Origin of the sequence: Synechococcus sp. BIOS-U3-1, assembly GCF_014279975.1 — a bacterium.
GTDB lineage: Bacteria > Cyanobacteriota > Cyanobacteriia > PCC-6307 > Cyanobiaceae > Synechococcus_C.
This window is the reverse complement of the sequence record NZ_CP047936.1, coordinates 536,031-558,973: the sequence shown is the minus strand read 5'-3', so window position 1 is coordinate 558,973 and position 22,943 is coordinate 536,031. Positions and strand designations below refer to the sequence as shown.

At 49.4% G+C, this 22,943-nt stretch carries 26 protein-coding genes and 1 tRNA gene; 19 read left to right on the top strand and 8 right to left on the bottom strand.

Annotated features, from left to right (window positions below; genetic code table 11):
* Window positions 1-159: 159 nt before the first annotated feature.
* A complete protein-coding gene (locus tag SynBIOSU31_RS02740) occupies window positions 160-657 on the top strand; it encodes a ComF family protein (protein WP_186491880.1) in 498 nt (165 codons plus the stop codon).
* Window positions 658-703: 46 nt separating this feature from the next.
* Window positions 704-776, top strand: a tRNA-Phe gene (locus SynBIOSU31_RS02735).
* 2,230 nt (window positions 777-3,006) lie between these two features.
* On the opposite strand, the gene SynBIOSU31_RS02730 is transcribed toward SynBIOSU31_RS02735, so the two are convergent.
* The 4 genes from SynBIOSU31_RS02730 to SynBIOSU31_RS02715 all read right to left on the bottom strand — a co-directional run bounded on the left by SynBIOSU31_RS02730 (window position 3,007) and on the right by SynBIOSU31_RS02715 (window position 6,861).
* A complete protein-coding gene (locus SynBIOSU31_RS02730; RefSeq protein ID WP_186491878.1) occupies window positions 3,007-4,440 on the bottom strand; it encodes a transcriptional regulator in 1,434 nt (477 codons plus the stop codon).
* 170 nt (window positions 4,441-4,610) lie between these two features.
* A complete protein-coding gene (locus SynBIOSU31_RS02725; RefSeq protein WP_186491875.1) occupies window positions 4,611-5,237 on the bottom strand; it encodes a tetratricopeptide repeat protein in 627 nt (208 codons plus the stop codon).
* 307 nt (window positions 5,238-5,544) lie between these two features.
* Window positions 5,545-5,787, bottom strand: coding sequence for a hypothetical protein (locus SynBIOSU31_RS02720; protein ID WP_186492801.1), 243 nt, complete (start codon window positions 5,785-5,787; stop codon window positions 5,545-5,547).
* Between the two features lie 390 nt (window positions 5,788-6,177).
* Window positions 6,178-6,861, bottom strand: coding sequence for a hypothetical protein (locus tag SynBIOSU31_RS02715; RefSeq protein WP_186491873.1), 684 nt, complete (start codon window positions 6,859-6,861; stop codon window positions 6,178-6,180).
* A 75-nt stretch (window positions 6,862-6,936) separates the two neighbouring features.
* Here SynBIOSU31_RS02715 and SynBIOSU31_RS02710 point away from each other — a divergent pair, with 75 nt between their 5' ends.
* On the top strand, window positions 6,937-7,266 hold the full coding sequence (locus SynBIOSU31_RS02710) for a hypothetical protein (protein WP_370593663.1): 330 nt from the start codon (window positions 6,937-6,939) through the stop codon (window positions 7,264-7,266).
* 29 nt (window positions 7,267-7,295) lie between these two features.
* Here SynBIOSU31_RS02710 and SynBIOSU31_RS02705 read toward each other — a convergent pair whose 3' ends face one another.
* Window positions 7,296-7,760, bottom strand: a complete 465-nt coding sequence (locus SynBIOSU31_RS02705) for a hypothetical protein (protein WP_186491871.1) — start codon at window positions 7,758-7,760, stop codon at window positions 7,296-7,298.
* A gap of 171 nt (window positions 7,761-7,931) precedes the next feature.
* On the opposite strand from SynBIOSU31_RS02705, the gene SynBIOSU31_RS02700 reads away from it, so the two are divergent.
* The 11 genes from SynBIOSU31_RS02700 (at window position 7,932) to SynBIOSU31_RS02650 (ending at window position 17,252) form a co-directional block, all read left to right on the top strand.
* The gene (locus tag SynBIOSU31_RS02700) at window positions 7,932-8,378 is read left to right on the top strand and encodes a hypothetical protein (RefSeq protein WP_186491870.1); all 447 of its coding nucleotides are present in this window, start codon (window positions 7,932-7,934) and stop codon (window positions 8,376-8,378) included.
* The gene (locus SynBIOSU31_RS02695) at window positions 8,375-9,001 is read left to right on the top strand and encodes a phycobilisome polypeptide (protein ID WP_186491868.1); all 627 of its coding nucleotides are present in this window, start codon (window positions 8,375-8,377) and stop codon (window positions 8,999-9,001) included. Before SynBIOSU31_RS02700 ends, SynBIOSU31_RS02695 begins: the two co-directional genes overlap by 4 nt.
* Before the next feature lie 26 nt (window positions 9,002-9,027).
* Window positions 9,028-9,750: a phycobilisome rod-core linker polypeptide gene (locus tag SynBIOSU31_RS02690; RefSeq protein WP_186491866.1), complete on the top strand. Its 723-nt coding sequence runs from the start codon at window positions 9,028-9,030 to the stop codon at window positions 9,748-9,750.
* A 312-nt stretch (window positions 9,751-10,062) separates the two neighbouring features.
* Window positions 10,063-10,965: a phycobilisome rod-core linker polypeptide gene (locus SynBIOSU31_RS02685; protein WP_186491864.1), complete on the top strand. Its 903-nt coding sequence runs from the start codon at window positions 10,063-10,065 to the stop codon at window positions 10,963-10,965.
* A 351-nt stretch (window positions 10,966-11,316) separates the two neighbouring features.
* Window positions 11,317-11,919, top strand: a complete 603-nt coding sequence (locus SynBIOSU31_RS02680; protein ID WP_370593662.1) for a pentapeptide repeat-containing protein — start codon at window positions 11,317-11,319, stop codon at window positions 11,917-11,919.
* 142 nt (window positions 11,920-12,061) lie between these two features.
* The gene (locus SynBIOSU31_RS02675; protein ID WP_186491862.1) at window positions 12,062-12,946 is read left to right on the top strand and encodes a phycobilisome linker polypeptide; all 885 of its coding nucleotides are present in this window, start codon (window positions 12,062-12,064) and stop codon (window positions 12,944-12,946) included.
* A 55-nt stretch (window positions 12,947-13,001) separates the two neighbouring features.
* Window positions 13,002-14,648, top strand: a complete 1,647-nt coding sequence (locus SynBIOSU31_RS02670; RefSeq protein ID WP_186491860.1) for a phycobilisome rod-core linker polypeptide — start codon at window positions 13,002-13,004, stop codon at window positions 14,646-14,648.
* Window positions 14,649-14,732: 84 nt separating this feature from the next.
* Window positions 14,733-15,467: a phycobilisome rod-core linker polypeptide gene (locus SynBIOSU31_RS02665; protein ID WP_186491859.1), complete on the top strand. Its 735-nt coding sequence runs from the start codon at window positions 14,733-14,735 to the stop codon at window positions 15,465-15,467.
* Between the two features lie 301 nt (window positions 15,468-15,768).
* A complete protein-coding gene (locus SynBIOSU31_RS02660) occupies window positions 15,769-16,308 on the top strand; it encodes a phycobiliprotein lyase (protein ID WP_186492798.1) in 540 nt (179 codons plus the stop codon).
* A 23-nt stretch (window positions 16,309-16,331) separates the two neighbouring features.
* Window positions 16,332-16,946 (top strand): chromophore lyase CpcT/CpeT, encoded by a 615-nt coding sequence (locus SynBIOSU31_RS02655; RefSeq protein ID WP_186491857.1) that lies wholly within the window; start codon window positions 16,332-16,334, stop codon window positions 16,944-16,946.
* The gene (locus SynBIOSU31_RS02650) at window positions 16,947-17,252 is read left to right on the top strand and encodes a CpeR family transcriptional regulator (protein ID WP_186491855.1); all 306 of its coding nucleotides are present in this window, start codon (window positions 16,947-16,949) and stop codon (window positions 17,250-17,252) included.
* A 2-nt stretch (window positions 17,253-17,254) separates the two neighbouring features.
* Here SynBIOSU31_RS02650 and SynBIOSU31_RS02645 read toward each other — a convergent pair whose 3' ends face one another.
* From SynBIOSU31_RS02645 to SynBIOSU31_RS14670, 3 genes are read right to left on the bottom strand one after another with little or no spacing between them, the layout of a single operon-like run.
* Window positions 17,255-17,476, bottom strand: coding sequence for a Nif11-like leader peptide family natural product precursor (locus SynBIOSU31_RS02645; protein ID WP_186491853.1), 222 nt, complete (start codon window positions 17,474-17,476; stop codon window positions 17,255-17,257).
* Window positions 17,477-17,511: 35 nt separating this feature from the next.
* Window positions 17,512-17,898 (bottom strand): Nif11-like leader peptide family natural product precursor, encoded by a 387-nt coding sequence (locus tag SynBIOSU31_RS02640; protein WP_255477317.1) that lies wholly within the window; start codon window positions 17,896-17,898, stop codon window positions 17,512-17,514.
* The gene (locus SynBIOSU31_RS14670) at window positions 17,808-18,128 is read right to left on the bottom strand and encodes a hypothetical protein (RefSeq protein ID WP_255477316.1); all 321 of its coding nucleotides are present in this window, start codon (window positions 18,126-18,128) and stop codon (window positions 17,808-17,810) included. Before SynBIOSU31_RS14670 ends, SynBIOSU31_RS02640 begins: the two co-directional genes overlap by 91 nt.
* Window positions 18,129-18,249: 121 nt before the next feature.
* On the opposite strand from SynBIOSU31_RS14670, the gene SynBIOSU31_RS02635 reads away from it, so the two are divergent.
* The 5 genes from SynBIOSU31_RS02635 (at window position 18,250) to SynBIOSU31_RS02615 (ending at window position 22,943) form a co-directional block, all read left to right on the top strand.
* The gene (locus tag SynBIOSU31_RS02635) at window positions 18,250-19,446 is read left to right on the top strand and encodes a HEAT repeat domain-containing protein (protein ID WP_186491848.1); all 1,197 of its coding nucleotides are present in this window, start codon (window positions 18,250-18,252) and stop codon (window positions 19,444-19,446) included.
* A 194-nt stretch (window positions 19,447-19,640) separates the two neighbouring features.
* A complete protein-coding gene (locus tag SynBIOSU31_RS02630; protein ID WP_186491847.1) occupies window positions 19,641-20,177 on the top strand; it encodes a bleomycin hydrolase in 537 nt (178 codons plus the stop codon).
* Window positions 20,178-20,220: 43 nt separating this feature from the next.
* The gene (mpeA, locus tag SynBIOSU31_RS02625; protein WP_186491846.1) at window positions 20,221-20,718 is read left to right on the top strand and encodes a class 2 C-phycoerythrin subunit alpha; all 498 of its coding nucleotides are present in this window, start codon (window positions 20,221-20,223) and stop codon (window positions 20,716-20,718) included.
* Between the two features lie 310 nt (window positions 20,719-21,028).
* Window positions 21,029-21,910 (top strand): phycobilisome rod-core linker polypeptide, encoded by an 882-nt coding sequence (locus SynBIOSU31_RS02620; RefSeq protein ID WP_186491841.1) that lies wholly within the window; start codon window positions 21,029-21,031, stop codon window positions 21,908-21,910.
* Between the two features lie 127 nt (window positions 21,911-22,037).
* Window positions 22,038-22,943 (top strand): HEAT repeat domain-containing protein, encoded by a 906-nt coding sequence (locus SynBIOSU31_RS02615; protein ID WP_370593660.1) that lies wholly within the window; start codon window positions 22,038-22,040, stop codon window positions 22,941-22,943.

The window sequence follows — 22,943 nt, the reverse complement described above, 5'->3', positions numbered from 1 at the left end:
TTGGCCTTGCTGAACTCCATCAAGAGCTGTCTGACAAAGCTGTTGATCGAACCAAGTTGCACGATCTGCAAGCGAAAGACCCTCTCTGAAGCTGATCCGTCCAATGTCTGCCAGGCCTGCCAAAGACACCTGGGTCTTGCACACTCTTCGGTGAAGGGTATGAGCCCATTGCCCTGGCGAGCCGCCTCCTGGTATGGAGGAGCAATGCGCCAGTTCATTTTGTCGTTGCGCAGGAATCACGACATTCACTCTCTGCAAGCGATTTGCAGAATTGTTGCGTGTGATCTGCCGCCAGACAGTCTGCTTATTCCGATACCCGGCTGGAAGGGCAAGAGCCGGTCGAATCCGCTGCCAGACCTGATGTGCCGCTGCCTGGAACGACCGACACTTCAGCTGCTGCAGCGTTGTCGCCCCACGGTGGGCCAGCACCGTCTGAACCGTCGGCAAAGAGTGAGAAACCAATACGGCAGCTTCAAGTTGAACAAGGTATCGACCGAATGGACAAACCATCCCTGCACAAACAAGCGTCCTCAGCCGCAGGTCTGGCTTGTTGATGACATCGTGACGACAGGTGCAACAGTTCTGGCCGCACAACAGGTTCTTCAGGCCTCCGGAGTCAAGATCCAAGGGGTGCTCTGCCTGGCCAGAACCCCTTAGGAGTTCCACCCCGTGATTTAAGATTCAGAAGTCGCGTGGGCAACGCGCCGGGATAGCTCAGTTGGTAGAGCAGGCGACTGAAAATCGCCGTGTCCCCAGTTCAAATCTGGGTCCTGGCACCTTTCTTAAGCGCCAAAAGAGCACCGATCGGGTCCGGAATGGGTACCGTTCGGTGCTTTTTCTGTACTGAAGCCCTGCCAAGTGGATCAACAGCAGCAGTAAGGGCCCAGAACTCGCCGCCTGAAGACAAAAAACGGGATGGTTCTCGCACCACCCCGTCACTCCCCTCCTGGTGTTGTCCCGTGTCGTGCCGCACCCCTCTGTGTTGGACCTCGCCATTTTTGTGTATCAAGCTGATACACAACGTCGTCAAAGGCACAATTTTGATCAATGGTGCGTCACGCCACCAGAGACTTCTTGCTGTCACATGTTGGGGGCTACTGAAGCTCTGGTCGTGAGGAGCAAGAGAACCTTCGGAACCAGTTTCGAGCTTCGTTGCTAGTGCGATTCTCTGCCAAAAAAGTGTGAAAGAGGCAGTGAGCGTGACCCCACCCACCAAAACAAGCAACCACGCCTGGTTGGTCTCCCTCTCACATCAAAATCCTAGAGACAACAACTGCTTCAGTCACCCACAGGGCACGAAACAGGGGAACGCTATCCCTCTAGCTCTCAAAGAATTGAACATGTCGCCCGGAGAATCACACCAGCACAACCTCCATCAACGATGCGCTGGTGGTGCCATGAGTGCAGTCCCCGTTTCCCTAAAACACCCAGGACTGTTTGACCTCCCTGGTTTTTGCTCTCATGCGAGTCATCCTGCCTATGGCCACGCGTCAAGCATTTGTGCTGCAAGGCTGCCGGACAGCATCAACTCCCCATAAAGGAAGGGGGCATTTCTGCCCCCTTCCTACCCATGAGAACTCTGTCCTCTCCAGAAGGGCAGGTGTTCCTCGGGTCTAACTGCTTTCTAAACAAACCGAACCGAAAAGGCAATAGAAAACAAGAAAAGCTGCCCCAGCGGCTTCTAAGGTTCAAGCTCAGATCATCAAACTACAGAAAGTTCTGCCATTCATTTCTCAAGCGCAGCTTCCAAATTCTCCCTGCCCTATCCCATTGACCACCCAAGGAGGACGCACTGGCTCAGCGTGCGGAGCGGAAAGATATGTCCAAATGGTCAATCAAAGGCAACAGGACTGGCACTCGCACCCATGACCTGCATTATCAAAGAGCAAGAGGTGGTTAAGTGCTGAAACTACTTATTGGCGCTGGAGCTGGCGTCCTGCTGTGGAGCAACCCTGACGCAAGACGCATCACCGCACAGGTGCTGAGAGCAACTGCTGAATACCTACATCCAGCAGAAAAAGATTCTAAAACCAAGGGAATCAAACTAAACATCCCTCCACAACCTCTTCCAACAACAAAAGAATAAAAGTGGAATCACCATGATGCAGTCAAAAATGTAGGCGAGGGTCCACTCCAGGTCGCAAAGCTTGATAAGCTTAAGCAACCTGAAGAACAAACATAAGCGTGCAACAATACAGTTTACATCAGCTAAACAGATTTCATTGACTCGCTATATCGCCGCTGTGATCAATCTTCCGGCTCCAATCGTCATAAGAAATGACATCATAATGACAACATCCCACGCCTTTGACTTTATAAAATAAGGGATTGAGATACTCATTGCTGTTAGATGAATAATTACCCCAGTCACGACATCAAAGTGCAATGTGATGAAATAGGCAGCAATAATCAACCCACTACCAACAACCCTCATTCGTTGCAGCAAATTCATCGACCTAAATCAGATTTCTCTATATTAATAACGCCTTCGTGTACTCTGTGATTGCTATTCCATAGGGATTACCGTCATGAGCAAGGAGATAGGTATCATCACTGGGAAGCTCCCTCAAATTCCGATATTTAAGACTCTGGCAGTGATCGGTGCAGCGATATTCCTAATCCAGATGGATCCCATCTCTAAAGACGCTCACTACCGAGTGAAGTGCATTCAAAAGACCATGACCGAAAGAGCGAAGGCGCCCGATCACGGAGAGATAATGCATTTAAAATCAGCGACAAAGGTCTGTAACGGATTGGGCGAAGCACAATGAGTTATTCAATAACCGATAAACATGCTGACATAACTTACCAGCGCGAAACCCATGACAATTTGGAAAATATAAGATAAGAACAGGAGAATTATTTTAAAGAAATAGATGAGACCTAGCCTTTGATATTCCTGATACAACCGTATAATTCAATCTCTTACTTGCGACCCATAGTTCGAATACCCAACAGCAGGCGTACATGCAAGAAAAACGAATAAATAACAAAGGTCTGATTACTTCAGGCACCAATTCTTGTCTTCAAGTCTAGCCAGGACTTGCCCCTTGAGTCAGTGAACCAAGACCGCTTTTCTTTGCGTAATCCGAAGGAACAATAAGCAGTGCTCAAGCCTGCTCCACAACGCTTACGAAACATCTCTCCTGCTTTCTTCAACTCTTCTTCTGAAAATGAAGATTCCACCTCTCTCATAACGCACTCCTCAAATTCATCTTTGCCAAAAAGCAACCGGTCATCATCAAGGCATTGCTGAAGGTTCCGTTGTGCTACTTCAATCGCCAATAGACGAATAGGTTCACCTCGCTCGTAGCGCCGATACTGCTTGGAAACAACCTCTGATTTTTTCTTGCGTTTGTACTTCTTCTCTGCCTTTTTGGAGTCCTTCTTGACCTTGCTGAACTCCTCCGTGAACTTGTCGACGTCGACCTCTCTGCCAATACAGAATGAAGGATCTAATAGGTCTTGCTTGAGGCGGGTGAGGGCAATATCTCTGGCAGCTTCGCCCTCGAGCGCCTTCTCGACGAAAAGGATGAGGTCTTGCCTCCTCACCTCATAACCATCATTGCTTGAGAAGACGTATCGCGTTCTCTTCAATGCCCGAGCACAAGATTCATAACTGCTCTGGGTGACCTTGATGTCTCCAATGGATTCCCTCAAAAGTTCCTCCATTTCGCTGTACTGGTCGGCATCCAGTGAACCCAGCAGAGATTCCGCTTTGGACTGCTTCAACACCCAGTCGGCTAAGGCATTTTTCTTCTTACCGCTAACGAACCGCTTCTCATATCCCTTGCCCGTTGAATAGTGCATCAACGTGTAAATGGAAATAACGATCTCCAGCGTCATGCCATCAAGAATTTCCTGGGCCACGTTGCCTGGATCCGAGAGTGAACGTTTCCTCAGACGGGAGAGCAAGTCAAAGACCATTTCCTTGGAAAATGCATCGCGACACCCCTTGATCCGTGTACTGACAAAGGTCCTGTAAGCCTTCCTCAGCAAGCACCAGGCACGAAGAACAAAGACGCCGTCGTCATACGCATAAACCTCCTCCACACGGATGGGCCTCCTTGTGGTGTTGCCTGACTTATCGACGTAATCGATCAGAAAACGGTCTTGGACCAGGAACTTCTCACACAGCAGAGTGCGGCTTTGCTCTTCGCTCAGATCAGTCTCAAAATCCGCGGGAGCAACCCGTGATTCCTCCACCGCATCAGGCAATGCCTCCTTCGCCTGACTCGTAGGAACCCACTTGTACGTCGAGGCACCTACTTCCTTCCATTGAGGTTCAGGTGCCTCATGGTTAAGGTCCATCGACACCCTCGCTTGAGGCTTGCTTCTATCGCCGTAGCGAGCATTGCGATAGAGATTCCTCAAATCTGCATAGAAGGATTCGCCGAACACCTTCTTGAGGACATCTCGAGCAGCAGTCCTCAAACCCATTTCAGCTCAAAAGAAACTATGACTTTAGACCTGCTGCAGGAGAGTCACAATGCGGCGGAGGCAATATTGATCATTGATTGGTCAATCGTGATACTGACAAACTTCCTGTGGTGAGGTCTACTCCACTTCATAAACAAGATGGAGGCCTCATCGCGTGAACAGAGCACCAATCAACACTGGTTTTGCACCCATTCAGCAGGCTCTTTGAGTCCCATATCAGCTGCCTTGTTCCAGTCAGCACAGGCACCAGCAAGATCATTGACAAACTCTTTCGCGTTACCACGAGTGAGATAGGCATCGGCATACTGCGGATTGAGCTTGATGACCATGTCGAGATCGGCAATTGCTCCTTGATAATCTTTTAACTGTCCCTTGGAATTACCCCGGTTATAATAGAAATCGGCATCTTGAGGATTGATTTCAATTGCCGTTGTGAAATCAGAAATTGCTCCTTGATAATCACCCAAATAATCCTTAGAAGCACCGCGATTAGAGTAGGAAGAGGCTAGCCTTGGATTAATTTCTATTGCCTTTGTGTAGTCAGCAGCTGCTCCTTCAAAATCCTTTAATTCAAACCTAGAATTACCACGAACGTAATAATAATCGGCATCCTGGGGGTTGATTGCTATTGCTTTTGTGAAACTTTCAATCGCTCCTTGATAATCGCCTTGTTCATATTCTTCCACTCCGCTATTAAAAGATTTCGTCGCCAATGGGTCCGTGCAACCAGCTACCAACGGAGATCCAATTGCAAGCACACACAGTGCTGAAGCAATGGTTTTAACCCTGCGAGACATGGATACAAGAATTTTCTCCCAAGATAGTCAGGCCAGACTTTCAAAGCAATGATCGACGCCTGAAAGGACATCCAAATCAAACTCGACGATTCCCAGCCAACGAACATGAATCGGTATCGCTTTTTTACTGACGCTCCCTAGCCACAAAGCTCTTCTATAAAAAGCTTCAATCAAGTTAAACAGTTGAGCTCCACGCAATGTAACTATAGGATTAAACGTCGTACACACCACTCAAATCTTCTATTGAAAGAAGATTTTTTTTGCAGGTGCCTCCCAATTGAATAGAGGAAAGCACACAAGAGAGGACTCAGCCGCCATTGCAGAAGCGAACTGCTTCAGCATTGGTCTTCCCATCGGCGATGACCATTTCGACGCATCCATTAAACAACTTGCTCTCCTGCTTAACAGCGCAAAGACCCAAGGCGATTGCGGCCAGTGAAATAGCCGACACAACGGTGGCAGATATTTGAATTAAGCCATAAGCAAGCATTGCTTTCTTTTTTCCACCACAATCTTTTTTCTTGTTGCTGACTTCTCTGTCTCCACTCATCTCTGTCATGGGTCAAAAATAACAGAGCACATCGTATGAGCTAGGACTATTTCACTGAGGAACTGATCAGAGTGGGATAACCGCCCAATCCCGCAAATCTATGAGAGAGAGAGGGAGAGAGAGGGAGAGAGATCACGAACCCAACAACGGCGCACAGCTTGGAAAAATAGACAACATCGATCACATCTCATTAAAGGCAAAGGCAGGTTGATCCCACCCAAGAGGCAAGCCTTAGCCGCGATGTACACATGAAGCGAATGTTGTTCAAGCAGCAGGAATCGATACGGGTGCAGCAAGTCGCGCCTGCGCCGCCAAATTGCCAAGCAATCCAACATTGATACTTACTCATTACACGGCTATGAGCCTGCTGTCGTAATCGGTACTATATTTTTATTGCTGAAAATCAGGGCACGTCAGAGCAGGAAAATCTGCTCTTGCCTCCATGAAAAGATTCCGGATCAGAGCTTTGTATTGGCGTCTGGTGTCGTCTAGGGAGATGCCCTTTAATTCACAATGCTTACGCACGATCAAGAAGAACTCAAGAAAATCGTTGCTGGAAATTCGCTCAATGCTCTTGGTTGTCGCCCAAGGTTGGAGACCCAGCCCTATGGATCCATTCCAAAGGTTCCACTTATCAATTAACCAGCGATTGTGATTGCTCCTTGGTTGCTGCTCTTGACGGGCATACCAGCGTTGCCAATAGGCCGAAAGTGCCTGATCTTGTTCACGCTGCTGCTGCTCCAGTTGCTGATGCAGGGATCTCCACCGCTCCAGCGAAACAGTGACAGCAATGGTTGCCGCTTCCCAGGGGTCAGTCGTCCCACAGGTGCCTTCGATCGAAAGTCGCTTGCCTTGTCCTCGATTGGTTCTTCCCGCGAAGGGACGCGGATCATCTGCCTTTTCCGGTAGGAAACGCCATTGAAGATGCTTGGTCTTCCTACTTTTGGCGCTCGGTTTCTGGCGGAAGACAGCGAGGGATGGATGAACGATCGCCCCTCCCCATCCCAGATCACGCACCACATTGAGGGTGTGAAGGGTGCCGTCGATCCAGTTCTGAGGAAGAGAGCGAGACATAGAGTTCCCGTACCAACGCCACCCACCAGGAAGGCGAAGGACCTACCACCAAACCGAACCAAGAGTACGGACGCGGTGTGGGAGCAGCAAATCAAAGGTCTGCTTAAAAGCACTGCCTTGGTCGCTGCTAGTAAATCAAATCCTGGTCCTGGCACTTCGCAGAATCGATCATTGATTCCAATACCGGTTAACGACGATCGACAATTCAACAATGCCGATGGCTTCGCCATGGTGTTCGATCCAGCCTGGAAAGAGTGTCTCAAACTCGGCGAGCTCGAAGACAAATCAATCGATGAAAAAATTGAAATAGTGATTAAACATTTGAACGACCATCCCTTCGTGCAGTCAGAACCAAAACAAGCCCGCCAGATCGCTCAGTTCAGAGTTCGCCTCCTCGAGCTGTGAGTATCTGAAGCGGCCTTGAACTCAAATCATCAGGCACTCAAGAGATCAATCTGATCATCTTCATCCAGATCATTCAATTCATCACGAGAAGGGGCGATCTGCGGGTCATCCACGTAGACCGTTTCATTGAGAGTGGGCTCAAGCTCGTCCTCAAGATCATCCAAACCTTCACGATCAGAGATCACTTCATCCGCGCAGACAGACATCAGCTCTTCGACTGTTGGGGTAACGAGTGCAAGCATCTGGCCAGGAGCTTCCTCATCCAGCAACCCCTGAAGATGCCTGAGACGATCACCACTCTCTTCAAGCAGCTGTTGACTGGTTTCATCCGGCACAGGGTCTGATCCATCAGACAACCCATTCAGATGCAACTGCTCAAAACGTTCCTCCAGGGCGAGCAAACGCAACGTGAGTGATTCAGCAATCTCACTGACTGCATGCAGCTGTCGACTGAGCTGCTGGACCATCAACACATTGGATTCAGCTGCAGCCATGGGACAAGAGCAGTGACGGCCCGATGGTATCCATCGTGCGTGGGTTGTCCAGGAGGACATGGCGTCAACTCAACTCAGGCTGGCTCCCTACGGCTTCTGGTGACATCTCTGACGATGGGCACCAGAGATTCCAAACAGTACGGATACAGTCCTCTAGGCCGGATTTGAGCGATGGATGGATCACAGCAGGCCAACCTCATGTCATTGCTCGAGGGGGTCGGAGATGAAAACGAACAGCTCCATTCGGTCGGAGATCAGATCCTGCGACTCAATCTGAAACCCGATGACCTTCAGCTCTGGCAGGACACCTTCGCAGCCATGGCAGAGCCTGGGAATGTACTGCTCGCCTGCGAAAGCGACGCCTGCCCATTGGAAGCAACCAAGCTCACATGGGTTGTTGGTGCTGCCATCCGCAGCACGTCAGTCAGGTCTGCTTCTGATGTAGGAGCACTACTGAAGCGTCTTGGAGTGAGTGAGCCAATCGCGGATGCCATCCCCCGTCACTGCCCAGGCGTCGGCCAGGAGATTGCCTGGGCGTTCTATCTGGAACGCCATGGCTGGCTGACCGCATGCCCGATTCTTCCCATCACTTCCAGAAACAAAGTCGTTCATCCGTGAGTTCCACTTCAGCAGAACAAATCAAAGAACTGGCGCAACAGTCAAAGGTGTGTGGACTCAGTGGAGATCGCAGCATTCCAGGACAACTACGTGATCTGATCGATGAAGCAGATCAGCACAAACGCTTGCTGAGCGACGAGGAAATTCAATTGTGTTGTGGCTGGTCAGGTGTTGAAGCCGCTCCGCTGATTGCACTGCAAGGACAGGTTTCGCATCTTGTCGACCAGTCGCGTGCAGATCTTCTCAGTGAGCAACCCGAACTGGTGCAACCGGGCGGCAAATTGTTTCCGCAGCTTCGGGCCGAGGCGTGCTGGCGCGACTGCTTCCATTTTCTGCGGGTCAGCATTTACGGAAGCGCTTTACGCAGGACCGATGTCACAGACAGTGACGGCATGCGATGCCTAGCGGAGCTTTACGCACTGCTAGATGTTCCTGTGCCTGCATTACTGCTGGCTCTGGATCGCCTACGCGTGCATTCTGTGGCCAGTTACAGCAGGCTTGGAGCGGGAGCAGAAGCCAAAGCACTAGGTGACGCGCTAACCCATCTTTGCAACATGATTCGCAAGGAGATGAAGAGACACGACGGCACGCAGCAGAAAGACAGTGCTGCAGACATAAAATGAGCAGCATTGACTGAGCATTTATACGGATGGCGCTTCAGCTGCTCGACTACCCGCTGACCAGCCAAAATAATCGTGTCGGCGACCAAGGCGGCCTGAAGTCGGAGCTCAATCGCGCGACATTCCCAAACCGCGAAGACCGGAGCGCACAGATCGAGCAGGCCTATCGCCAGATCTTCTTTCACGCCATGAAATGTGATCGCGACGTGAATCTTGAGTCTCAGTTCCGCGATGGAAGCATCACAGCCAGAGATTTTATACGAGGATTGTTGCTGTCAAGACGCTTCCAAGAAGGATATGTGTCCTGCAGCACGAATTACAGGTTGGTCGACCAGGTCGTTGGACGCGTTTTAGGAAGGGAAGTACATGGGCAAAGTGAACGCATTAGTTGGTCAATCCTGATCGCAGACAAGGGCTTTAGCAGCTTTGTTGATGCTGTACTCGATAGCAGCGAATATCTCGATTCATTTGGCTATGACGATGTTCCAAGTCAAAGATCACGGGTTATTCCAGGCGCCTCAACAGGAGTGATGCCGATCTACCAGCAATTTCCTCGCTACGGAAGCGACTGGAGAGATCAACTCTGGGATCAGAAACTACAAGCCCGGATTGAAATTGAAACCCTTGTCCCTGCTTACATCAAAACTCCTGAGTGGGCCAAAAAGGCCTGGCTTGGTTTGGCAGCCATTGGGGCCTTTGAACTGATCAGAGTTCTTCTGATTGTGGCAGCAGAAATGTATAGCACTCGCTAATTCAATCGAGCTGGGTCCGGAATCCAATTCCAGTTACAACTGACCAGGCAAAATCCATCTCTCTTGATGGATTGACAAGTTGATCGGGGCTTTCAATCGAAGAACTCCAGTGAATCATCAAAATAAGGCCATACGAAATCAATCAATCGACCATCAAAACCAAATGCTAAGAATCATGAAGTGTCCAATCGCCGATCATTAAGAAAATCGAAGAACCGCGAGTAAACATTTTGTTGCAAGCCCAGCGACTCTGAGGAGTTCATCAGTGAACGCGATTAGTGTCTGATCACAAGTACCTCTTTGAGATCAGTAATGGTCGCCATCAAGCCGACACGCGATTTCACGAACCTGTACCGCGTTTCTTACGCCGCAGGCAATTCTACAAAAGCAATACAAAACACTGCTACCAATCTCTATCGCCAGGAATCTGAGAAGGGAAACTTGATAGCGCGAAAGGGGCAGGCAGCTTCAACAACTGAGGAGTACAAAGAGAACCTTTGTTCTGCCATGGGCATTGGCATCGGGCCAAGGCTTCATAGCGAATGCCCTTTCAGCAGTGTGAACGAAGTTTATGCAGCCAATGGAAGTGAGGCCCTAGAGACAGCTATCGCAGCAAGCTACAAGCAGGTTTTCGGAAACCTCGGCCCTATGGGCAATCAGCGCTGTACTGAACTGGAATCGCAGCTCAGCAACGGCGAAATCAGCGTGAGAGATTTCGTAGCAGGGCTCGCCAAGTCAGATCTCTACAAAGAGACGTATTTCCATCGTGTTTCTCCAATTCGTGGCATTGAATTGAATTACAAGCATCTGCTTGGTAGACCCCCAATCAATCAAGCTGAAGTGAGTGCGGCCATCACGCTGATCGCAGAAAGTGGTTTTGATGCATTGGTTTATAAGATCACTCATTCTGGAGAGTATTTGGAAGTGTTTGGAACAGACACTGTTCCATATCCACGCGCCTGGACTTCAGCTGCTGGTGCCTATTGCTCCACTTTCACAAATCTGGCGAGAGTCACTCCAGCAAACGCTGCTTCTGATACCACAATCGAGTCTCGCAGCCAACTAGTGATGGAATTCACCAATGCTCGACGGATTTCACAATCCGGAGCTGGGTATGACGTGAGTGGTTTCGTTTACTCCAAGGCAGTCAAAGACCCTTACAGCGGAGCATTCCAGCGCATGTATCAATCTAAAACTGCAAAAACCTGGGCGTAACCCTTTAGGCCCTGGTTTGTAAATTCAATCCCAACTAAGGATTGAGGATCAAAGCACCGACTTGATCAGTCGGTGCTTTTTTATGGCTCTCGCAAACCAAAACCAAGCACGCAATTCAAAAGGCATGCAAGGGCCTAGTTAATCTCAAAGACAATTACGATTTAGCTCCTATTCATTAATATTGTTCTGACTCGAGAGAGCTAGCCTCTCGGCAACTCAATCAAGGAGGCCTGGGCTCTGACGTCTCAATTCATCGACCTTCGCACCTGGACGGCGCCCGAAACGCAAACTCCTGGAGATGCACAAGGATCATCAATCGATGCTCGCGGTTCCGACTGGAGCCAACAGGATTTGGGGAAATGTGACCTCAGCGGCGCTTTGCTCTGCCGTTGCAACCTGCGGGGCAGCAATTTAAGCCTATGCAAGATGGATGGTGCAGATCTGCGTCTGGCGATTTACGACTCAAACACCCAATTTCCGGACAATTTCGATCATCGAAATAGCGGAGCCGTTGGTCCAGGGGCAAAACTGAATGGTGCATTTCTCAATAATGCAGATTTAAGAGGGGTTGACCTGCGAAAAGCTGTCTTAATGGGCGCCTATCTCAGCGGGACCAACCTCAGCGGCGCCATTCTCGATGGCACGGCGATGGCGGGAGCAGATCTTCGACACGCCAACTTGCGTGGTGCGATGTGCAGAGGCACGCGCTTTGGAACCAGCCAACTTGATATGGCCGATTTCCGAGGCGCAAACCTGGAATCTGCAGCTCTGGACTGCGTCGATTCAATTCGGGGTGCTGACTTCAGTCTTTGCCGAGGTCTCGACCAGCAATTGGAAGCCTTGCTGAACCGTGACGCCCTTGAACTTGATCAATGGAATCCCTTAACACGCAGCTCGACGCGCACAAGCCTGGAGTCGCTGAGAGCAAAAAATAGTTCGTCAGAACAAAACTGATTTCTTCTTCAAAGCCCTTCCAGGAGCCCCAAATTGTCATGTCACGCAATATTTAGACACACTTGATTGAGCTTTATAAAGAAGGCGCTCACGCACGGCAGTTCTGACTGACGATGGGTCAGCGAATATCGCGAGAACCTTCATGCCCTTTGGTCCTGCCTCGCTTTTGGGGGTCGAGCGCTTCTCGGACGAGAGTGAAGCACCCCTCGAACTACTCCCTGGCGACGACGATGCCAAAAAGGAGCAGATCATCCGCAAGGTGTATCAGCAGGTGCTTGGCAACGCTTACGTCATGGAAAGCGAGCGCCAAATCATTGCCGAATCGCAGTTCAAGCTCGGCGAGATCAGCGTGCGAGAGCTGGTACGACGCATCGCTAAGAGCGAGCTCTACCGCTCACGCTTCTTCGATACCTGTGCGCGCTATCGCTATATCGAGCTGGCCTTCCGCCACTTCCTCGGAAGGGCTCCTGAAGACTTCCAAGAAATGCGCACCCATGCAGAGCGCCTAGACAGCAAGGGGTACGAGGCAGATATCGACAGTTTTCTGGATTCGGCCGACTACCAGAATGCATACGGTGAATGGGTTGTTCCCTATCAACGGGGTTGGAAAACTGAGTGCTGCACAACGCTCCAGGAATTCACCTGGAGCTTCCAGTTGCTGCGTGGCAACAGCAGCAGCAGCCTGAAAGGTGATTTGTCAGGCAACCGCAGCAAGCTTGGTGGTGCGGCCTACCAGAACCTGCCACTTCCAGTGGTTCCTCCGTCATCCCCTCTGGCCACAGGCTGGAGTTTCCGCCCCTCGACCAACCTTCAGGATGCACCAACCCGACTGGGTGCTGGTGCAGGCGAGGAGGGAGTGACCTACCGAGTGGAAGTCACTGGCTACAGCGCCAACAACGTGCGGCGAATCTCTCGCTACACACGCAGTAATCGCGTCTTCTACGTTCCGTTCGACAAGCTGTCCGAACAATTCAAAAGGATTCACCGAGAAGGCGGAAAGATCGCAAGCATCACTCCGGTGACCTGATCGCATCAGAGCAAGCATTCGACCAAAACCAAACACCTAATCATTGATCTGAACCATGGCAACCAACCAAACCTCGAACGGATTCGGCGCTGAAACCAAGTGGAATAGCCCTGTCAGCTTCCAAAGAAAAGGACAGAACACTCAGAAGCCTGCACTGACCATTGGCGAGTTTCTCAAACAGTCCTGCGATCAGATGTCGATCGGCGTGGGACCTCGCAGCCATGAGGATTGTCCGCACCGCGTCACCGCAGAGTGCTACAGCCCAGACGACCAGGCATCACTCGATCAAGTCATTGCTGCCGGTTACCGACAGGTCTTCGGCAACGCGCACGTCATGGATTACGAACGCTGCAATGAACTAGAAGCGCAGCTGCGTAACGGCGATCTCGATGTCAGAAACTTCATCAGAGGGCTAGCAAAGTCAAGTTTCTACAAATCTCGCTTCTTCTCGGCAGTTGCTCCACAGCGTGGAATCGAACTGAACTTCAAGCATCTCTTGGGCCGCGCTCCGCATTCGCAGGCTGAGATGTCCCAAAAAATCAGCTTGCAGGCTCAAAGTGGCCACGCAGCACTGATCGACAGCATCATCGATTCTGCGGAATACCTGGAGGTATTCGGCAGTGACATTGTTCCCTACGCCCGTGCTTGGAGTTCTCCTGCAGATCTCGCAACATCAGCATTCCCAATGCTGTCAGCATTGCAAAAGAGCTTTGCTGGAAGTGACAGCGCACGTGGTGGCAGTAGTGCACTGACAAGCAGCATGGCGTCAGGGATGGCCCCCCGCATCGGTCGTCCTTCTGAGGCCCTGGGAGTTCGCCCCTCTACAGCATTCTCCCGGGGTCAGATCCCAAGCAAAGCGCCTGGGGTCACCAGCGGCGGCGACAGCGCGCCAATGCGCGGAGATTCTTATGTGTTCTTTGGCCTAGGGCAAAGAGAGCAGGAAACGTTCCAACGTTGCCCTGGCGATAGCGCAGATCAACTGAATGCACTGATTCGTGCCTCATACAAACAAGTGATGGGCAACCCTCACCTGATGGAATTCGAAAGATCAGTCACAGCTGAAAGCAAATTCATCGATGGCTATCTGAGCACCCGCGAATTTGTTCGAGCGATAGGTCTTTCTGCCGAATACAAAAAGCGTTTCTTCGAGACAAATGCTCCTTATCGGTTCATCGAACTAAACTTCAAGCATTTCCTCGGACGTGCACCAAAGTCCCAGGCAGAAATCAGTGAGCACACACGAATTCTGGCAGAAGGAGGTTACGACGCGGAAATTTGTAGTTACGTTGACTGCGAAGAATATCAAGGGACTTTCGGGGAAGACACAGTGCCCTTCGCACGAATTCTCTCCGAAGACGGCCGCTCGCAAGTTGCCTTCAACCGTCATCTCAAGCTGGCCGAAGGGTATGCAGCAAGTGACACAGTTCTGACTAGTTCCTCGTTGGTCACTTCAGTAGCAACAGGGATGGTGCCTGGGGGCTGGAGTTCCACAACGACCAGAATCAATAGAACTGGTGTTCAATCTGGTGCACCAGATCCCACCAAAAAGCGCTTCCGGATTGTGGTTTCTGCTCAAGCAGCCCGTACCAGGCAGCGCACCGCAGGCAGCACTTATCTGGTGTCAGGCAAAGATATGTCCAGCCAGATGAAGTATATCCACGCCAGAGGTGGAAAAATTGTATCCATCACTGAAGTGATGTAGCCAAATCTGCAACAACAACTTGTTGAATAGGCCTTTTGATGATCAAAAGGCCTAAAAATGACCTATCACCCAATCACCTGAGACATGACGGAAACCACCACACTGGCGACCCAGGCAAATGCAGATCTGGGACATGCTGATGAAGTGATTCAAAGCATCTACAAACAGGTTTTCGGCAACCGTCACCTCATGGAGCTTGATGTCAACAAGTCTCTTGAAGCCTTGTTTATGAATGGCGATCTTACGGTTCAGGGCTTCGTTACAGCACTTGCACAATCTGACACTTACAAGAGACTTTTCCTCGAAAACAAAAGTCCCTATCAGTTTGTAGAGCTCAATTTCAAACATCTTCTGGGCAGACCTCCCCATGATCAGCAAGAGCTGATGGAGCATGTGACCCGCATGAACACTGAAGGGTACGACGCAGAGATTGCAAGCTATACCTATAGCGAAGAATATTTGGCTGCCTTCGGTATTGATCAAGTGCCCCACAATCGCTCAAGCCAATCAATCAGTGGCGGACGAACCATCAATTACACACGTGGAATTGCAGTCGATGCCGGTTTCGCAGGCTATGACGCAGCCAACAATCGCTCCAAACTGTTGAGTAGTCTTTCCACTGGAAACGCACCAGCCATCGTTGACCGCAAAAGCGTTGGCAATGCCAATGCAATTTCAATTTTTTGGACGACGCGTCGACAGGTCAGTGCCAATCGCCGTGTAATGCAGAAATCAGTGGTCAGCCAAAGTTCTATGTCTGCAACGCTTCAGAGCATCCAAGCCCAAGGTGGTCGGATCATTTCTATTTCGAAGGCTTAACCCTTCGAGGGGTGAGCTCTGATTGTTGTTTGGATCAGAGATAATGGAGTTGGCGTGAGCTCACGCCAACTCCATTCCATCAATTCGCCAGACAAACTCTTAGTTTTCTCGTCTACACAACCTGACATGCCAATTCTTAGAGACACGAACAGATCTGATCCGAATCAAACAGACGATTTCAACAAGTCTGTGTCATCAGTTCCTATGGCAATGTCGATGATGGTTGACTCCATGGTCAACATGATGCAAGCAAATTTGCCCAAAAACAATGAAGGGCTGAATAGCCAAGGCAGAAATAATGATGGATATTGAGCAGTTCGTTGCTCAAAGCATCGGAGAATGGCGCTCGATGAGAAGCGGACACTCCCTCGCATTTCAACAATTCGAAGACGTACTAAGCGAAATATCAATTAAGCATTTTACAGATGATCAGGAAAAAGTCTCAGACCTTATCAAGGTATCAACTCAACCATCAGATAGTGAGTTTCAAGCTCCATTTTGTATGGAATGGAATGCTGAAAGTGATTGGGAACCTGATGACCCAAGCGAAGTGTCAAGCGGTTCATGCTTGATCGTACCAATCCCAGCTGACAAAATCTCCGGAAAACTTCTAAGAAGCGTCGGTTACGCAGAATCAATACCAGCGGAATCAGACTACCGATTTCTTGACGACGGAACATTTATCCTCAAGACTCACTATGATCAATCAATTGCTGAAGAGCGAATTTGGTTCATATCAGAACACGTTCGTTGTCGATCTTCAGTATTAAAAACATCGGCTGGCTCTGGAATTCTTCAAGCTTCATTTGCGTCTGAAGTCAGAAAAATTTCCGCCCAGTAACCTAAACAATACTAAATCAAGCTATGGAAAACAAAGATAAAATCAGATTCGCAAAAACACTGTCGGGCATCTACGATAATTTTGCCCAATCTCAAGAACGACCAAAAGACTTTGCACGAATTAATATTGTCTTTCGACCATTGCCTTGGGCTATTTTCAAAGGCCCTGGTTTTTATTCAGAGCAATACTATGACTACTCACCTTGGAATCCCTACCGACAAGGAATTCATCGGCTCGCATACAAAGACAATATTTTCATTGTTGAAAATTTTGATTTTGATAATAAGGCAAGGCTTGCAGGCTCAGGCAGAAATCCGGAATTACTTGATTCACTCGATGTCAAAACCCTCAAAAAACGCTGTGGTTGTTCAATGCATTTCATAGAAACAACGCCAAATCATTTCATGGGGGGTGTTGAGCCAGGAAATGAATGCTTAGTTCCCCGAGATGGGGAGCTCACTTATTTAGTCAGCGAAGTTGAAGTCAACCAACACAGCTGGGTCAGTCGAGACAGAGGATTTGATCCGAAAACAAACCAAGTGAAATGGGGTTCAGAGCATGGACCTCTCAAGTTTCAAAGAATTGAGGACATTTCTGATATAGTTACATCGATGTGGATCGAAGAAGAAAAACAGTGAATGCAAACAAGTGAAAAACAGCTTAAAGGCTGGATTCGCACACAACATTTGATCTGCGAAGGAACTGATTTTATATTTGAAACTGTTGATCAAACACAACTGGAAAAGTTTGAAGCCTGTATGATCGAAATTGGTGGCCAAGTAAGACAAGTTAAAGCAGTCGGCAACTGGCCAATGGGGCCAAATCGTTCATTTAAAATTCTCAGGGCTGTTGCAAGTGTTCCAAGACCTGGAGGTGAAAATTTAGTGACCTATTGGGCAAAACGAGGTGGAAAACAAACACGTTACGCCGACATCAATACATAAAGCTATTCACCAAACCAACCCATCCAAGTTGGCTTAGAAAAATCAGTATGCTGGCTCCATTTTCTTAAAATTGCTAGGGGATCGATTTGAAAACCTCGCTCAGCTGCAATTGCAATCACTTGTTCCTGGTTAAGGGCTGACTTGATTTCATCCTGAAGAATTTGATCTGTCTTTGCTAATGCAATAAACTGTTCAAGAATTTGATCTTGTTCTACATCAGACATAATAAAGCTCTGTAAAAGTGATCAAAGCGCGGAAATTATCCAGAATGACTATCCGCCCCTTCCATGAGCATAGCTCTCCAAGCTGTAAGTTGACGGAATGCCCACGACCAATGCTTTGGATCAGCACCAAGAACTTTCTGTTGTATGCCCACTGACAAACCAGAAAATTCACGCTCATAGTATGAATTCCATTCTGCTTCGCTGAAATCAAAACCCTGCCGTTGCCCGTAAGCAATGATCTCTTGATGAGTACCAAGAGGTTTCAAACCAGTTGCGAGTTCATGAGAACGAATCACTTCGCCAACAAAACGAGTGAGCTCTTTAGCCTCCATCAGCAGCTCTCGATCCAGATCGCAAAATTGGCTTTGCTGCAGATTAATTGCAAGACCAGTGGTCCACCAGTACAGCGAAGCAATCGCCAAGGGATCTCTTGATCCATCACGCCTGAATCGACGAGAATCTTTGGGGCACGAGTTGCCTGCTCAAGGGGTATCAAGGCTGACCCAGTTAGAGAGGCATCAACAGATTGAACGATCCGGCGAAGTGTTTCTAGATCAGTAGTGAGATTGAGCTGATCCTGCGTTGCCTGGTCGTTATTAACCAAGTCCACAAATCGTGGCAACGCTTTTTCCACTTCTGCAGAGGCAGGCATAATTACATGTCAATGCACATTACTTTAACAGAGAAAAGCAAACCATTAAATGGGATCACTCTTGCAAAGGCGCAGGCTGTAGAGTTAGGGAAACAATAGACAACGGACGGCGTCATCAATTATGTCTGAGCGATTTGATGTTCTCTTTGCCGGACTCCCAGAAGAAAAAGCCATAGAATTACTCAAAACAAACCCTGAAGACCTCAAAAATCCTGTAGAGAAATACACGGCGGCCACTCGCCTTGCTGCATGCCAAAGCGATGAATCACTCGATGCTCTGATCGAAGCCATCGGTCTTGAACAAGAAAACCTGTTTAATCGAATTACTCGCCGCAAGGTGTTGGAGGCTCTGGGGCGACGCCGAGATTCACGAGCATTACCAGGACTCTTCAGCGCACTGGCTTTTGATGATGAGCCTTCAGTCATCAATGCTGTCGACTCGATTGCTCAGATTGGCTCCGTCCTCGATGAACAGCAACGCAAGACTCTTCTCAATGCCTTAGAGGGCAGCGATAATCAAAAACGATCGGTCATCCAGGCGCATGCTCGTCTCGGGATTAATGAGGGAGACCGTGAAATATCCGTGCTGGAACAAGATGCAAATCCACTCGTTGCTGGAGCTGCACGTGCCTACGCAGCCAAAGTGCACGGTCGGATTGATCGGCTGCAGCCGCTGATTCCTCAACTGACTGATCCCATCGCGGGACGACGTCGATCTGCTGTCATCGACTTAGGAGATGCAGGCGAGAGATCCGTTCTCAAACATCTGGTGACATCTCCAGTATCCATGCCCCTCAGAGCAAAAAGCGCCTTCCAAATCGTGGATCCCGAAAAAACGGGACTTGTCCCCGAACCGTTCACAGAACTGATCACATCACTGCTGCAAGACAATCCAATGAATATGGCAATACAACAAGAATGGATTTGCGAAAGCTCAGTAAGTGAGATCGAAAAAAATCTTCAGCATCGCGATGAAGGGAAACAATACGGAGGAGCACTCACTCTGTTGAACATGCCCAGCCGACAACAGCTCGACGCAATCGATCGCATTCACGACAAATTCTGGAGTGACTATGGGGCGAATTACCTACTCACCGCCGTGATCGGACTGAAGCAAGTGCATGAGCGCAGTGATCTAGTGCGAACAGCCCTGGCAGAAACACTGCCTCAATATGCAAAATCCAGAGTGGCAGCTGCATGGGCCTGCCTCAGCCTTGAACTCAATGACCAAATGGAACTCTTGCAAGAGATTCAATTGAATGCAAAGTGGTTACCACTTAAATGGAGCTGCGAACAGGTCCTTAAACAGATGTCATAACCATGAACTTCGGCTGCAGCGCAGGGAGTTCAGGGGCAAAAGTTTGAGAACTAAGTGAATTTTATTTTTTCCTTCGAATTGGCTTTGCAAACTTGTGTGTCCTGACAATCTGCTTTTGGTGGCGAGGCAGAAAGCAGGGTTAACGTCATTCGTGATGCGGATTTGCATCCCCCTCTAAACTTTCCGAAGCACCCATGCTCGACGCATTCTCCAGGAAGGCCGTCTCGGCCGATTCCAGCGGCGCTTTCATCGGCGGAGGCGAGCTGGCCTCCCTCAAGTCCTTCATTTCTGAAGGCAACAAGCGCCTTGACGCTGTTAACGCCATCTCCGGCAACGCTGCCTGCATCGTTTCTGATGCTGTTGCAGGTATCTGCTGCGAGAACACCGGTCTGACCGCCCCTAACGGTGGTGTTTACACCAACCGCAAAATGGCTGCCTGCCTGCGCGACGGTGAAATCGTTCTCCGCTACGTGAGCTACGCCCTGCTCGCCGGTGACGCTTCCGTGCTGCAGGACCGCTGCCTGAACGGTCTCCGCGAAACCTACGCCGCTCTTGGCGTTCCCACAGGTTCCGCTGCCCGCGCTGTGGCCATCATGAAGGCTGCCTCAAGCGCTCTGATCACCAACACCAACAGTGGTGCCAAGAAGGCTGCTGTCACCCAGGGTGACTGCGCAAGTCTGTCTGCCGAAGCTGGCAGCTACTTCGACATGGTGATCAGCGCCATCAGCTGAACCACTTCTGTTTGATCGTTCAAAACAACACACATCCTTCATCATGAAGTCCGTCATCACCACGGTTGTCGGCGCAGCCGATAGCGCTTCACGCTTCCCTTCTTCTTCCGATATGGAATCCGTTCAGGGTTCCATCCAGCGTGCATCTGCACGTCTGGAAGCTGCTGAAAAGCTGGCCTCTGGCTACGACGCCATCGCTCAGCGCGCAGTTGATGCTGTGTACGCTCAGTACCCCAACGGTGCTACTGGCCGTCAGCCTCGCCAGTGCGCTACCGAAGGCAAAGAGAAGTGCAAGCGTGACTTCGTTCACTACCTGCGTCTGATCAACTACTGCCTCGTCACTGGCGGCACCGGCCCTCTGGACGAGCTGGCTATCAATGGCCAGAAAGAGGTCTACAAGGCCCTCAGCATCGATGCTGGTACCTACGTTGCTGGTTTCTCCCAGATGCGTAACGACGGTTGTGCCCCTCGCGATATGAGCCCCCAGGCTCTGACCGCATACAACCAACTGCTCGACTATGTGATCAACTCACTGGGCTGATCACAGCTCAACTGTTGATTGAATTCAGCAATGTGACATGGGTGGGCATTTCTGCCCACCCTTTTTTTTACCTACCACTGGAAGGGTGAATCAGGACAGTCAAAAGTTGCTGCAAACAATCAAATCGTAGTCACACAGTTTATTGAGTGTTCAAACAGAATGATGCCAATAATCTGTGATAGCAAAACAAATTTTTGATTTCTTGTTGCATCAAAGTTTGCAACCGACTTGCTCTTGAGCTTGAAAATTTAAAGCATTTATCAGGAGTAATTCGGGACAAACAATCAAACCTATCCCCCCAATTCTCATCATGCTCGGCACAGAAACCAGCCTGAAGTCACTCACTTCAGCTACTCGAACCGGACCTGCCGCTTTCGCCACACAAAGCAAAGCCGGTAAAAACACAGCACACCGAACAGTCGCAGGAGTACGCGCTGAGTACAAGCGGCAACACTGTGCCTCTATGGGGATTGGTATTGGACCCCGATTACACGCCGAATGTCCATTTGGAGCTGTATTCGATCAGTACAACCCCGACAACACTGCAGCTCTTGAGCGCGTTATCGCGGCTTCATATCGTCAGGTGATGGGCAACCTTCATCCAAGAGAGAGCCAAAGAGAGACATCACTAGAAGCACGACTACTGAACGGTGAAATCACCGTCCGGGATTTCGTCAATGGCTTAGCCAAGTCAAACTTCTACAAGGACAATTTCTTCCATTCCGTTGGTGCCCAACGTGGTATCGAACTGAACTTCAAACACTTGCTCGGCCGTGCGCCTCTGAACCAGTCGGAGGTTCAGAATCACATCAAGCTTCAAGCAGAAGAGGGCTTTGATGCGCTGATTGACAAACTAACAGACTCAGCTGAATACACAGAGGTCTTTGGCTCAGACATCGTCCCCTACGAAAGAAGCCACGACTCCTATGCAGGGATGTTTACACGTTCCTTCAATCTGATGCGTGAACTTGGGGGCATGAAGGTTGCCGTCAGCGACAATGCCCAGGGTCGCAATAGCCGCACCATCAATCCGCTGGCTATTGCTTCTAGAGAAGAAGCCAAACCACAAGCCTTCTCCTACTCAGCTGTACAGAAGACACCGGTGAAGCTGCCTCAGCAGCAATACAGCGGACATAATCCTCCCAAAATGACCGATTACGTGCCATTCCGTCCATTCGGTGTTCATTTCTGATCCAAACATAAGTTTGATCAATACGACCCTACCCCATCAACAGATGGGGTTTTTTTTGATCGACATTGGTATATTCACTCGCCAACAACAGACCATCGAGCCAATCAATTAGATTAGATTCAAGTGAATGACGACCATGAGTGAGGCAACATTAAATCAGAACATAAATGAAAACGAAAGCCTTACCGAGCAGGAAGCTTTCGAATTAGCGGAGGTATTAAAGCAAAAATTAGCAGATCAAGAAACACCAAATTCTGATCAAACATCGATTCAGCAGATGGTTGCTGGATTGGGAGATCAGCGCGGTGCATTACGACTGACATTCGCTCAAAGCCTGGGGAATGTGGGCGAAGCAGCAATTCCATATTTGTGCGATGCCATGAAGAACAATGAAAATGTCATCATTAGACGCGCATCTGCAAAAACACTCAATCTCATTGGCAGTGAAAAAGCCCTACCCAATTTGATAGAGGCATTTAAAACAGATCCAGATCCTGTGGTTCAAGGATCTTCGGCCGGCGCTATGGCAACCATTGGAGTGCCTGCCATTGAAGATCTACTGAAAATTCTCACCGAGCCGAACTGCACAGCCTTCCAAGTGGGACTGATCAACTTAGCCTTAAGCTTTATCGGTTCAAAAGCGCCAGATGCATTTAATCGTGCAACAAAATCAGAAAATATTGAAATTCGAATTGCAGCCATAACAGTCTTGGCAGAGCAAATTCAATCAGAACAAAATCAATCAGCAATTAATACACTTATCCAGGCATTATCTGACCAATCGAGTGAAGTCAGAGCTGAAGCAGCAACGATGGTCGGCAAAACGTTGGAGCCAGAAGATGCCAGCGAAACACTATGCAGGTTGCTTTACGATTATTCCGCACAAGTTCGCAAGAATGCGTCACTAGCACTGATGAAAATGGAAGCTATAACGGCAATCAGAGCACTTAAAACCGCATGGGAGACAGAAAAAGAACAACAAGTAAAATCAGTCATGGAAGTTGCCATAAATGTACTAAAAAAAAGACCGTAA

What these genes read in the sequence shown, in the direction of transcription:
- SynBIOSU31_RS02740 (WP_186491880.1), top strand. Translation starts at nt 160, where the DNA reads ATGAGCCCATTGCCCTGGCGAGCCGCCTCCTGGTATGGAGGAGCAATG.
- SynBIOSU31_RS02730 (WP_186491878.1), bottom strand. Translation starts at nt 4,440, where the DNA reads ATGGGTTTGAGGACTGCTGCTCGAGATGTCCTCAAGAAGGTGTTCGGC.
- SynBIOSU31_RS02725 (WP_186491875.1), bottom strand. Translation starts at nt 5,237, where the DNA reads ATGTCTCGCAGGGTTAAAACCATTGCTTCAGCACTGTGTGTGCTTGCA.
- SynBIOSU31_RS02720 (WP_186492801.1), bottom strand. Translation starts at nt 5,787, where the DNA reads ATGAGTGGAGACAGAGAAGTCAGCAACAAGAAAAAAGATTGTGGTGGA.
- SynBIOSU31_RS02715 (WP_186491873.1), bottom strand. Translation starts at nt 6,861, where the DNA reads ATGTCTCGCTCTCTTCCTCAGAACTGGATCGACGGCACCCTTCACACC.
- SynBIOSU31_RS02705 (WP_186491871.1), bottom strand. Translation starts at nt 7,760, where the DNA reads ATGGCTGCAGCTGAATCCAATGTGTTGATGGTCCAGCAGCTCAGTCGA.
- SynBIOSU31_RS02700 (WP_186491870.1), top strand. Translation starts at nt 7,932, where the DNA reads ATGGATGGATCACAGCAGGCCAACCTCATGTCATTGCTCGAGGGGGTC.
- SynBIOSU31_RS02690 (WP_186491866.1), top strand. Translation starts at nt 9,028, where the DNA reads ATGGCGCTTCAGCTGCTCGACTACCCGCTGACCAGCCAAAATAATCGT.
- SynBIOSU31_RS02685 (WP_186491864.1), top strand. Translation starts at nt 10,063, where the DNA reads ATGGTCGCCATCAAGCCGACACGCGATTTCACGAACCTGTACCGCGTT.
- SynBIOSU31_RS02675 (WP_186491862.1), top strand. Translation starts at nt 12,062, where the DNA reads ATGCCCTTTGGTCCTGCCTCGCTTTTGGGGGTCGAGCGCTTCTCGGAC.
- SynBIOSU31_RS02670 (WP_186491860.1), top strand. Translation starts at nt 13,002, where the DNA reads ATGGCAACCAACCAAACCTCGAACGGATTCGGCGCTGAAACCAAGTGG.
- SynBIOSU31_RS02665 (WP_186491859.1), top strand. Translation starts at nt 14,733, where the DNA reads ATGACGGAAACCACCACACTGGCGACCCAGGCAAATGCAGATCTGGGA.
- SynBIOSU31_RS02660 (WP_186492798.1), top strand. Translation starts at nt 15,769, where the DNA reads ATGGATATTGAGCAGTTCGTTGCTCAAAGCATCGGAGAATGGCGCTCG.
- SynBIOSU31_RS02655 (WP_186491857.1), top strand. Translation starts at nt 16,332, where the DNA reads ATGGAAAACAAAGATAAAATCAGATTCGCAAAAACACTGTCGGGCATC.
- SynBIOSU31_RS02650 (WP_186491855.1), top strand. Translation starts at nt 16,947, where the DNA reads ATGCAAACAAGTGAAAAACAGCTTAAAGGCTGGATTCGCACACAACAT.
- SynBIOSU31_RS02645 (WP_186491853.1), bottom strand. Translation starts at nt 17,476, where the DNA reads ATGTCTGATGTAGAACAAGATCAAATTCTTGAACAGTTTATTGCATTA.
- SynBIOSU31_RS14670 (WP_255477316.1), bottom strand. Translation starts at nt 18,128, where the DNA reads ATGCCTGCCTCTGCAGAAGTGGAAAAAGCGTTGCCACGATTTGTGGAC.
- SynBIOSU31_RS02635 (WP_186491848.1), top strand. Translation starts at nt 18,250, where the DNA reads ATGTCTGAGCGATTTGATGTTCTCTTTGCCGGACTCCCAGAAGAAAAA.
- SynBIOSU31_RS02630 (WP_186491847.1), top strand. Translation starts at nt 19,641, where the DNA reads ATGCTCGACGCATTCTCCAGGAAGGCCGTCTCGGCCGATTCCAGCGGC.
- mpeA (WP_186491846.1), top strand. Translation starts at nt 20,221, where the DNA reads ATGAAGTCCGTCATCACCACGGTTGTCGGCGCAGCCGATAGCGCTTCA.
- SynBIOSU31_RS02620 (WP_186491841.1), top strand. Translation starts at nt 21,029, where the DNA reads ATGCTCGGCACAGAAACCAGCCTGAAGTCACTCACTTCAGCTACTCGA.
- SynBIOSU31_RS02615 (WP_370593660.1), top strand. Translation starts at nt 22,038, where the DNA reads ATGACGACCATGAGTGAGGCAACATTAAATCAGAACATAAATGAAAAC.